Raw genomic sequence first — 9,235 nt, 5'->3', positions numbered from 1 at the left:
GACACCACCCCGCCGCGCCACCTCACCGTACGACCAGCCCCGCTGCTCCAGCCGGCGCTTGATCAGTTCCTGCAGTGCGTTCACCACGGGATGGACTCTCCTGCCGGCACGTCGGTTGACCCGTCCGAGTGAGATCGAGTCTACAACGGCCCCACCCGCCCGACCCGGACCCACACCTCCTCACCTGCACCTTCACGCCGTCCCCTGGACGCCGCTCCACCACGGGGGCGAGTCCATCAAAGACGGGGCTCCCCGCACAGGGGATTCGGCGGTTTGCCCCGGTCCTCCCGGAGCGCGCGCGTGGGTGCGCGCGGGAGCGCGAGTGACGGCTCGGGCGGACGCGCCGGTGCCCCGCGGAACCGCCCCCCGGGCCGTCACCTGCCTCCGGCCCGGGGGGTCCGCCCGCCCGGGGCGAAGACGAGGCCGGACCCGCTCGGCGCGTTTCCGCCGGTGGTCGTTGGCGCCGTGGGCACCAACGACCGCGCCCGGTCCGCGCGGACCCTCGTGGGGCCGCACGGACCGGGCGCGGATCGCCGACGACCGGTCAGGCCTTCTTCGTCTCCTGGAAGATGGCGTCGATCTGGTCGATCAGCTCGAGCAGCTTCTGGCCGGTGGCCGGGTCGGTCGAGGCCTTGGCGGCGCTGCCCGCCTTCAGGGCGTCGTTGAAGAGCTGGTGCAGCTGCGGGTACTTCTCGAAGTGCGGGGCCTTGAAGTAGTCGCTCCACAGCACCGACAGGTGGTGCTTGACGAGCTCCGCGCGCTGCTCCTTGATGACGATGGCGCGTGCACGGAAGTGCGGGTCCTCGTTGGCCTGGTACTTCTCCTGGACCGCCTTGACGGACTGCGCCTCGATGCGGGCCTGGGCCGGGTCGTAGACACCGCAGGGCAGGTCGCAGTGAGCGCTGACCTTGACCTTGGGCGCGAACAGGCGAGCGAGCATGACTGTCCTTCCTCGTGATCGTCTTTCCACCAGGGAGATTACTCCCCTGTCGAGTGGTTTTCTCGGGCGCCCCTTGGTGCTTAGGACAAAAGTCTGGTGTCAGGCTGGGCCTGGTGGAGCATGGAGGAGGAGGTTGAGCATGTGGGAGCCCGGGGTTGGGCAGAGGAGGAGAGTGCCGTACCAGGTGGTCGAGGTGACGGGTCCGTCGATGGTGCCGACACTGCGGCACGGCGACTGGCTGCTGGTGCAGTACGTCAGGAACGCCGAAGGCGTCCGTGAGGGTGACGTCGTGGTGCTGCGGCATCCGCTCCAGCAGGACCTGTTGATCGTGAAACGCGCCGTGGAGCGGCGCGAGGGCGGCTGGTGGGTGCTGGGCGACAACACCTTCGTGGAGAACGACAGCAGGGAGTTCGGCACCGTCCCGGACGAACTGCTGCTCGCCCGGGGGCTGGGGCGTTTCCGGCCGCCGCGCGAGGTTCAGCGGTCGGTGGCGGGTGTGGCGGGCTGGCTGGTGTCCTGCGTCAGGCCGCTGAGGGCGGACCGCTCGTTCTCCAGGCGTTTGCGGGCGCGGTAGGCCGCGACGTTGGCGCGGGTGGCGCAGCGGTCGGAGCAGTAGCGGCGCGACCGGTTGGTCGAGGTGTCGATGTAGGCGTTGCGGCACGTGGTGGCCTGGCAGATGCCGAGCCGGTCCACCCCGAGGTCGGTGAGCTGGAAGGCCAGGCCCATGCAGGCGGTCGCGGCGTAGGAGGCGGTCGCCGTGGCCGCGTGCTCCGCGAGGTGCATGTGCCAGTTCGGCCGGCCGGTGTCGTCCAGGTACTCGTGGCCGGAGACCTGCGGGCTGACCGGGAACTCCAGCAGCAGCGCGTTGAGCAGGTCGACCGCGCGCACCTCGTCGTTCTCGGAGGCGGCCTCGAAGACCCCCCGCAGCCGGGTGCGCACGGTGCGCAGCCGCTGGACGTCGGCGTCGCCGGCGCGGCCCGCCGCCTGGCTGGCCGGACCGAAGAGCTCGCGCACGGCGTCGACCGAGGTGAGGTGGTCGATGCCGCGCTCGGGCTCCTCGCTGTTCACCAGGCGCACGGCGTAATCCGAGTAATAGGCCAGTTCCACTTGTAGTCCTTACGCGTGCGCTCTAAGGTCGGTAATGACCGCTCTTGCTCTAAGGGTATTACGACTGGAGGGGAATCGTATGTCCGACACCACCGCGGCGGCGACCGACTGGCAGGCCTGGCAGGACAGCTGGGACCGGCAACAGGAGTGGTACCTGCCGGACCGCGAGGAGCGGTTCCGCGTCATGCTCGACCTCGTGGAGGCGCTGGCCGGCCCCGAGCCCCGGGTGCTCGACCTGGCCTGCGGCACCGGGAGCATCTCCGACCGGCTGCTGCGGCGCTTCCCGGGCGCCGTGTCGACCGGGGTGGACCTCGATCCGGCGCTGCTGACGATCGCGCGCGGCCATTTCGCCGGCGACCGCAGGATCGAGTTCGTCACCGCCGACCTGCGCGACCCGCTCTGGCCGCGGGCGCTGCCGTACGACTCGTACGACGCCGTACTCACCGCGACGGCCCTGCACTGGCTGAAGCCCGAGCCGCTCAAGGCCCTCTACGGGACGCTGGCGGGCCTGCTGCGGGACGGCGGGGTCTTCCTCAACGCCGACCACATGCCCGACGCCTCGACCCCCCGGCTCAACGCGGCCGTCCGCGAACGGGACCGCGCCCGCCGCGAGCGGCAGCGGGCGGAGGGCGTGCAGGACTGGGAGGAGTGGTGGGCGGCCGCCAAGGCGGATCCGGTGCTGGCCGGGCCCACCGAGGAGCGGTACGCGATCTACGGTTCGCACGCCGACGGGGACGAGCTGCCGCCCGCGTGGCACGCCGCGGCCCTGCGGGAGGCGGGCTTCGGCGAGGCGCGGGAGGTCTGGCGTTCGGTGTCGGATGCGATCGTCCTCGGGCTGAAGTGACCCGGACCCGGGTCCGGGGAAACGCGTGAGGGGCGGCGCCGTGCGGCGCCGCCCCTCACGCGTGGGTGGTCACAGGACCTTGGAGAGGAAGGCCTTGGTGCGGTCGTGCTGGGGGTTGGTGAGCACGTCGCGCGGGTGGCCGGTCTCGACGACGACACCGTCGTCCATGAAGACCAGGGCGTCGCCGACCTCGCGGGCGAAGCCCATCTCGTGGGTGACCACGATCATGGTCATGCCGTCCTCGGCCAGGCCCCGCATGACGTCCAGGACGTCGCCGACCAGCTCCGGGTCGAGGGCGGAGGTGGGCTCGTCGAAGAGCATCAGCTTCGGCTCCATGGCCAGCGCCCGGGCGATCGCCACCCGCTGCTGCTGACCGCCGGAGAGCTGGGCGGGGTAGTGCCCGGCCTTGTCGCGCAGCCCGACCCGGTCCAGCAGGGTCAGCGCCCGCTCGCGGGCGACCGCCTTGGACTCCTTCTTCACGCGCACCGGGGCCTCGATCACGTTCTCGATCGCGGTCATGTGCGGGAAGAGGTTGAAGCGCTGGAAGACCATGCCGATGTCCCGGCGCTTGGCGGCGACCTCGCGGTCCTTGAGCTCGTAGAGCTTGTCGCCCTTCTGCCGGTAGCCGACCAGCTCGCCGTCGACCGAGAGCCGGCCGCCGCTGATCTTCTCCAGGTGGTTGATGCACCGCAGGAAGGTGGACTTGCCCGAGCCGGACGGGCCGATCAGGCAGAACACCTCACGCGGGGCGACCTCCAGGTCGATGCCCTTGAGGATGTGGGCCAGGCCGAAGTGCTTGTGCACCGCCTCGGCCTTGACCATCGGGTGGGCGCCGGTGCCCTTGCTGAAGTCGGTCATCGTGCCACCTCCGGGCGGCGGAAGGTGCCCAGGTTGGCCTTGACCCGCTGCCACGGGGTGGGCGGCAGGTTGCGGGTCGTACCGCGGGCGTAGCGGCGCTCCAGGTAGTACTGGCCGACCGAGAACACCGAGGTGAGGATCAGGTACCAGACCGCGGCGAGGAAGAGCATCTCCACGGGGGCGCCGGTGGTGTTGCCGATGTCGGTGGTGGAGCGCAGCAATTCGGCGTACTGAGCGGCCTGCGCGGCCAGCGACGAGGTCTTCAGCATGTTGATGAACTCGTTGCCGGTCGGCGGGACGATGACGCGCATCGCCTGCGGCAGCACCACGCGGCGCAGGTTCTGGGTCTGCGTCATGCCCAGCGCGTGCGACGCCTCGGTCTGGCCCTCGTCGACGGACTGGATGCCCGCGCGCACGATCTCGGACATGTAGGCGGCCTCGTTCAGACCCAGGCCCAGCAGCGCGGCCATGAAGGGGGTCATGAACTGGTTCATCTCGTCTTTGTAGAAGCCGAGATTGATGACCGGGAAGATCAGCGCCAGGTTGAACCAGATGAGCAGCTGGACGTAGACCGGGGTGCCGCGGAAGAACCAGATGTACCCCCAGGCCACCGAGGAGGTCACCGGGTTCTTCGACAGCCGCATCACCGCGAGGACGATGCCCAGGCCCAGGCCCAGTGCCATCGAGACCACGGTGATGATGACCGTGTTCCGGAGGCCCTTGAGCACCGCGGAGTCGAACAGGAAGTCCGGGATCGCCCCGTAGTTCACATTCGCGTTCGCGAACGCGTTGACCAGCAGACCGAGCACGGCGAGCACCAGGATCGCCGAGATCCAGCGGCCGTAGTGCCGTACGGGGATCGCCTTGATGGCCTCGGGGCGGGAGGTCGCGCCGGGCGGGGTCCCGGCCGGGGTGCCGGCCGGGACCTTGTCATTCGCTTCGGACATGGAGGGAAGCCTCTTGCTGTCGTGACTCAGGAGCCGCCGTTGATCTTGGCCTCGGTGACGGCGCCGTCGGTGACGCCCCACTTCTCCAGCACCTTGGTGTAGGAGCCGTCCTTGATGATGGCGGTGAGCGCGGCCTGCAGCGCGTCGCGCAGCTCGGTGTTGGTCTTGGAGACCGCGATGCCGTACGGGCCGGCCTCGACCTGCTCGCCGGCGAGCTCGAAGTCGTTGCCGCCGCCGGAGGTCTTCGCGGCGTACGCGGCGACCGGGAAGTCGGAGACGTCGGCGACGACGCCGCCCGCCTTCAGGCGGGTCTGCGCCTCGGTGTCGGTGTCGAAGGCCTGGATCGACATCGGCTTGTCGCACTTCTGGGCCTTGAGCAGGTCCTGGGAAGTGGTGCCGCGCTGCACGGCGACCTTCTTGCCGCACAGGTCGGCGAGGGACTTGATGCCCTCCGGGTTGCCCTTCTTCACGATGACCGAGGAGCCCGCGGTGAAGTAGTCCACGAAGTCGACGCCCTCGCCGACCTTCTTGCCGGTGGAGGAGTCGACACCCTCCTGGCGGTCCTTGGTGTCGCTCATCGCCGACATCACCATGTCGTAGCGCTTGGCGCGCAGACCGGTCAGCAGGGTGTCGAAGGTGCCGTTGTTGAACTCGACCTTCACCCCGAGCTGCTTGGCCAGGGCGTCGGCCAGGTCGGGGTCGATGCCGACGTTCTTGCCGTCCTTGACGAACTCCACCGGCGGGTACGCGATGTCCGAACCGACCTTGAGCACGCCGGCCGACTGCACGGACTTCGGCAGCTTCTCGAAGAGGGGCGCCTTGGAGGCACCGCTCGACGCGGACGGGGAACCGCTCTTCTCCGTCTGGTCGCCGCAGCCGGTGAGGACGAGGGCGCCGGCGACCGCGATCGCTCCGACCGCGGCGAAGCGGCTCGTCACGGTCGAGCGACGGGTGGTACGTGCGGTCATTGCTGGTTCCTCCTGCGGGGATCCTGGGAGCAGCCGATACTTCCGGGTACACACGTTCGGGTATCGCGATTTCGTGTGATCTCCGCATCTTGCCATCCGGACATGACCTCATGGGGATCCGGATGTGTCAAAATCGGATAACGGGCGATCCCCTGGCCCTCCACCAGGCCGGTACACCAAGGCCGGACCGCGGCGGGGCCGCGCTGAGAAGTTGCGTGCATCACCTTCCCTGTCCCGCTATTCGGACGACTTGTCGCGTTGTGCGCAGAACTTCCCGATGTGCGACACCGTGGTGCGGCGGATAAGACTCGTCAGCGGAAACCCTCTTCCGGTAGAACGGACCCTTACCCCTCACCGGGGGCCCTCGGCGTGCGTGCGGCGCGCCTGGCGTCCGCGTCACCCGGGACCACTCAAGTCCGGGTCTGCGGAAGCCGAGCCCACCTATCCCCTGTTGTAGGGGGTAGTACCCTCAAAGACAATTCGGACAAAGGGGTCAAAAGTGGCAGCGGAGATCGTCAATCCTCGGACCGACGGCAGCGACGGCACCGAACACGGGGAGAGCGCGGACAGCGACGGCCCGGAAAGTCCCGTGGACCCGGTGTTCGCCCTCCACCGCGGCGGCAAGATGGAGGTGACCGCGACCGTCCCGGTGCGCAACGCCGACGATCTGTCGCTCGCCTACACGCCGGGCGTCGCCCGGGTGTGCACCGCGATCGCCGAGCAGCCGGAGCTGGTCCACGACTACACCTGGAAGTCCCAGGTCGTGGCCGTGGTCACGGACGGCACGGCGGTGCTGGGCCTCGGTGACATCGGCCCGGAGGCGTCCCTGCCGGTGATGGAGGGCAAGGCGATCCTCTTCAAGCAGTTCGGCGGCGTGGACGCGGTCCCGATCGCGCTCGCCACCACCGACGTGGACGAGATCGTCGACACCGTCGTGCGGCTCGCCCCCTCCTTCGGCGGGGTGAACCTGGAGGACATCTCCGCCCCCCGCTGCTTCGAGATCGAGCGCAAGCTGCAGGAGCGCCTCGACATCCCCGTCTTCCACGACGACCAGCACGGCACCGCCGTCGTCACCCTCGCCGCGCTGCGCAACGCGACCCGGCTGACCGGCCGCTCGCTGGGCGAGCTGCGCGCCGTCATCTCCGGGGCCGGCGCCGCCGGTGTGGCGATCGCCAAGATCCTCATCGAGGCCGGCATCGGGGATGTGGCCGTCGCCGACCGCAAGGGCGTGGTGCACGCGGGCCGCGAGGACCTGAACTCCGCCAAGCGGGAGCTGGCCTCGTTCACCAACAAGGCCGGGCTCACCGGAACGCTGGAGGAGGCGCTCGCGGGCGCGGACGTCTTCATCGGCGTCTCGGGCGGCACCGTGGCGGAGGAGGCCGTCGCCACCATGGCGAAGGGCTGCTTCATCTTCGCCATGGCCAACCCCACGCCGGAGATCCACCCCGACGTGGCGCACCGGTACGCGGCCGTCGTCGCCACCGGGCGCAGCGACTTCCCGAACCAGATCAACAACGTGCTCGCCTTCCCCGGCATCTTCTCGGGCGCGCTGCAGGTGCGGGCGTCGCGCATCACCGAGGGCATGAAGATCGCCGCCGCCGAGGCGCTGGCGGCCGTGGTCGACGGCGAGCTGTCCGCCGACTGCGTGATCCCCTCGCCGTTCGACGAGCGGGTGGCCCCCGCGGTCTCCGCCGCCGTGGCCGCCGCCGCCCGCGCCGAGGGCGTCGCCCGGCGCTGAGCCGCGGCGTACGTCCGCAGACCACGCCGCCGCGCGGCGCGGTGCCCGCCGGTCGGGGGCACCGCGCCGCGCGGCGCGTGTCACATCCCCGTGCGGTTCCGCCGGGGCACCGCGCGGCGCTAGCGTCAAGGTCATGTTCGCCGCCTACGCCGCCCGCATCGACCGCGACCAGCCGCTGAGCGGCCTCGAACTCGGGGAGCGCCCCGAGCCGGAGGCCAGGCCCGGCTGGAGCACCGTCACCGTCAAGGCCGCCTCCCTCAACCACCACGACCTGTGGTCGCTGCGCGGGGTGGGGCTCGGCGAGGAGAGCCTGCCGATGATCCTCGGCTGCGACGCCGCCGGGATCGACGAGCACGGCAACGAGGTCGTCGTCTTCCCCGTCGTCGGCCTGAGCGGGCACGGCGTGGGCCCGGACGAGCCGCGGAGCATCCTCACCGAGAAGTACCAGGGCACCTTCGCCGAGAAGGTCTCCGTACCCACCTGGAACCTGCTGCCCAAGCCGAAGGAGCTCTCCTTCGAGGAGGCCGCCTGCCTGCCCACGGCCTGGCTGACCGCCTACCGGATGCTCTTCACCAACGCGGGGGTGCGCCCCGGTGACTCCGTCCTCGTCCAGGGCGCCGGAGGCGGCGTCGCCACGGCCGCCATCGTCCTGGCCAAGGCCGCGGGCCTGCGGGTCTTCGCCACCAGCCGCGACGAGGCCAAACGCAAGCGCGCCGAGGACCTCGGCGCCGACGCGGCCTTCGAGCCGGGCGCCCGGCTGCCGCAGCGGGTGGACGCGGTCATCGAGACCGTCGGCGCCGCGACCTGGTCCCACTCCGTGAAGTCGCTCCGGCCGGGCGGCACGCTGGTGATCTCCGGCGCCACCTCCGGGCCCAACCCGAAGGCCGCCGAGCTCAACCGGATCTTCTTCCTGGAGCTCAAGGTCGTCGGCTCGACCATGGGCACCAAGGACGAGCTGGAGGACCTGCTGAGCTTCTGCGCGGTCACCGGGGTGCGGCCGGTCATCGACACCGTGCTGCCGCTGGACCGGGCCCGCGAGGGCTTCGAGAAGATGGCGGGCGGCGACCTGTTCGGGAAGGTCGTCCTGACGGTCTGAGGCCCGGCGCGCGGTCCGGGGCCCCTCAGCGGGCCCCGGACCTACGGTCGTTGGGCGCGGTGGTGGAGCACTGAATGCGCCAGCAGGCAGACCAGCACGGCGGCGCCCAGGACGTCCCCGACCATCACCGTGAAGCGGGTCATCAGACCGGCCATGACGGCGCCCGCGGCCGCGCACAGCTGCGCCGTGCCCCACAGGGCGGGGCGCACTATCCGCTCGGCCCGGAAGGCGAGCACCCGACCGGTGGTGAGGGCCACCACGCCCGAGCCGACGGTCCACAGCAGGGCGAGGCACGCCAGGGACCCCAACACGATCTTCACCGGCAGATCATGCACCCGCGTGCGCTCGCGGTGCCAGGGGCGGTGCCACCGGTTCCACGCCTCTCCACGGCCGACGGTGACGGTGCGTCGGGCAGACGCGGTGGGGGACGCACGCGCTCGGGGCGCCGGTCGGGAGCACGGGTTCGGGAGCACGGGTTCGGGGCACGGGTCCGGCCGTACCGCGACGCGGGCGCGCGAAGGCCGAGGTGAGCGGCGCGTTCCGCACTCCTGGGCGGTCGCCTCCTCGTACGCGGACTCCGGGGCGAGGAAGGGCGACGCGGGCCCCGCCGCGGCCTCCGGGACCCGCACCTCGGCGGTCTGCCGGAGCCCCCCGGCCTCCGTCTCCGGTGTGGCCGGGACCAGCGCCCCTCCCGGCCACGCGAACTCGTCAAGAACGGGCATGTCCCCTCCCGGGCC

Annotated in this window: 10 protein-coding genes; 4 read left to right on the top strand and 6 right to left on the bottom strand. The window is 70.8% G+C overall.

From position 1 onward, the window contains the following. Positions 1-544 precede the first annotated feature (544 nt). Complete coding sequence (gene sodN / locus AB0F62_RS32855) at positions 545-940, bottom strand: superoxide dismutase, Ni (RefSeq protein ID WP_361807747.1); 396 nt, start codon at positions 938-940, stop codon at positions 545-547. A gap of 139 nt (positions 941-1,079) precedes the next feature. Here sodN and sodX point away from each other — a divergent pair, with 139 nt between their 5' ends. Beyond that, positions 1,080-1,514: a nickel-type superoxide dismutase maturation protease gene (gene sodX / locus AB0F62_RS32850; protein WP_361807744.1), complete on the top strand. Its 435-nt coding sequence runs from the start codon at positions 1,080-1,082 to the stop codon at positions 1,512-1,514. On the opposite strand, the gene AB0F62_RS32845 is transcribed toward sodX, so the two are convergent. Beyond that, positions 1,418-2,047 (bottom strand): CGNR zinc finger domain-containing protein, encoded by a 630-nt coding sequence (locus AB0F62_RS32845; protein WP_361807741.1) that lies wholly within the window; start codon positions 2,045-2,047, stop codon positions 1,418-1,420. The genes sodX and AB0F62_RS32845 overlap by 97 nt on opposite strands. Positions 2,048-2,126: 79 nt before the next feature. Here AB0F62_RS32845 and AB0F62_RS32840 point away from each other — a divergent pair, with 79 nt between their 5' ends. After that, positions 2,127-2,891, top strand: a complete 765-nt coding sequence (locus AB0F62_RS32840; protein WP_361807738.1) for a class I SAM-dependent methyltransferase — start codon at positions 2,127-2,129, stop codon at positions 2,889-2,891. A 69-nt stretch (positions 2,892-2,960) separates the two neighbouring features. Here the strand turns inward: AB0F62_RS32840 and AB0F62_RS32835 are convergent, their stop codons facing one another. The 3 genes from AB0F62_RS32835 to AB0F62_RS32825 are packed head-to-tail and all read right to left on the bottom strand — an operon-like array spanning position 2,961 to position 5,664. Beyond that, the gene (locus AB0F62_RS32835; protein WP_361807735.1) at positions 2,961-3,749 is read right to left on the bottom strand and encodes an amino acid ABC transporter ATP-binding protein; all 789 of its coding nucleotides are present in this window, start codon (positions 3,747-3,749) and stop codon (positions 2,961-2,963) included. After that, positions 3,746-4,696, bottom strand: coding sequence for an amino acid ABC transporter permease (locus tag AB0F62_RS32830; RefSeq protein ID WP_361807732.1), 951 nt, complete (start codon positions 4,694-4,696; stop codon positions 3,746-3,748). The genes AB0F62_RS32835 and AB0F62_RS32830 overlap by 4 nt, the downstream gene beginning before the upstream one ends. Before the next feature lie 26 nt (positions 4,697-4,722). Then, a complete protein-coding gene (locus AB0F62_RS32825; RefSeq protein WP_361807729.1) occupies positions 4,723-5,664 on the bottom strand; it encodes an ABC transporter substrate-binding protein in 942 nt (313 codons plus the stop codon). A gap of 499 nt (positions 5,665-6,163) precedes the next feature. Here AB0F62_RS32825 and AB0F62_RS32820 point away from each other — a divergent pair, with 499 nt between their 5' ends. Then, complete coding sequence (locus tag AB0F62_RS32820; RefSeq protein WP_361807726.1) at positions 6,164-7,402, top strand: NADP-dependent malic enzyme; 1,239 nt, start codon at positions 6,164-6,166, stop codon at positions 7,400-7,402. 133 nt (positions 7,403-7,535) lie between these two features. Continuing rightward, positions 7,536-8,498, top strand: a complete 963-nt coding sequence (locus tag AB0F62_RS32815) for a zinc-binding dehydrogenase (RefSeq protein ID WP_361807723.1) — start codon at positions 7,536-7,538, stop codon at positions 8,496-8,498. Positions 8,499-8,539: 41 nt separating this feature from the next. Here the strand turns inward: AB0F62_RS32815 and AB0F62_RS32810 are convergent, their stop codons facing one another. After that, positions 8,540-8,818 (bottom strand): hypothetical protein, encoded by a 279-nt coding sequence (locus AB0F62_RS32810; protein ID WP_361807720.1) that lies wholly within the window; start codon positions 8,816-8,818, stop codon positions 8,540-8,542. Positions 8,819-9,235 lie beyond the last annotated feature (417 nt).

The organism is Streptomyces sp. NPDC026673, assembly GCF_040638135.1.
Classification (GTDB): domain Bacteria; phylum Actinomycetota; class Actinomycetes; order Streptomycetales; family Streptomycetaceae; genus Actinacidiphila.
This window is presented reverse-complemented; position numbering and strand designations above follow the sequence as displayed.

Bases quoted from the DNA above. Each gene is read 5' to 3' on its own strand.
- AB0F62_RS32815 (WP_361807723.1), top strand. From the start codon at position 7,536: ATGTTCGCCGCCTACGCCGCCCGCATCGACCGCGACCAGCCGCTGAGC.
- AB0F62_RS32830 (WP_361807732.1), bottom strand. From the start codon at position 4,696: ATGTCCGAAGCGAATGACAAGGTCCCGGCCGGCACCCCGGCCGGGACC.
- AB0F62_RS32835 (WP_361807735.1), bottom strand. From the start codon at position 3,749: ATGACCGACTTCAGCAAGGGCACCGGCGCCCACCCGATGGTCAAGGCC.
- sodX (WP_361807744.1), top strand. From the start codon at position 1,080: ATGTGGGAGCCCGGGGTTGGGCAGAGGAGGAGAGTGCCGTACCAGGTG.
- sodN (WP_361807747.1), bottom strand. From the start codon at position 940: ATGCTCGCTCGCCTGTTCGCGCCCAAGGTCAAGGTCAGCGCTCACTGC.
- AB0F62_RS32840 (WP_361807738.1), top strand. From the start codon at position 2,127: ATGTCCGACACCACCGCGGCGGCGACCGACTGGCAGGCCTGGCAGGAC.
- AB0F62_RS32825 (WP_361807729.1), bottom strand. From the start codon at position 5,664: ATGACCGCACGTACCACCCGTCGCTCGACCGTGACGAGCCGCTTCGCC.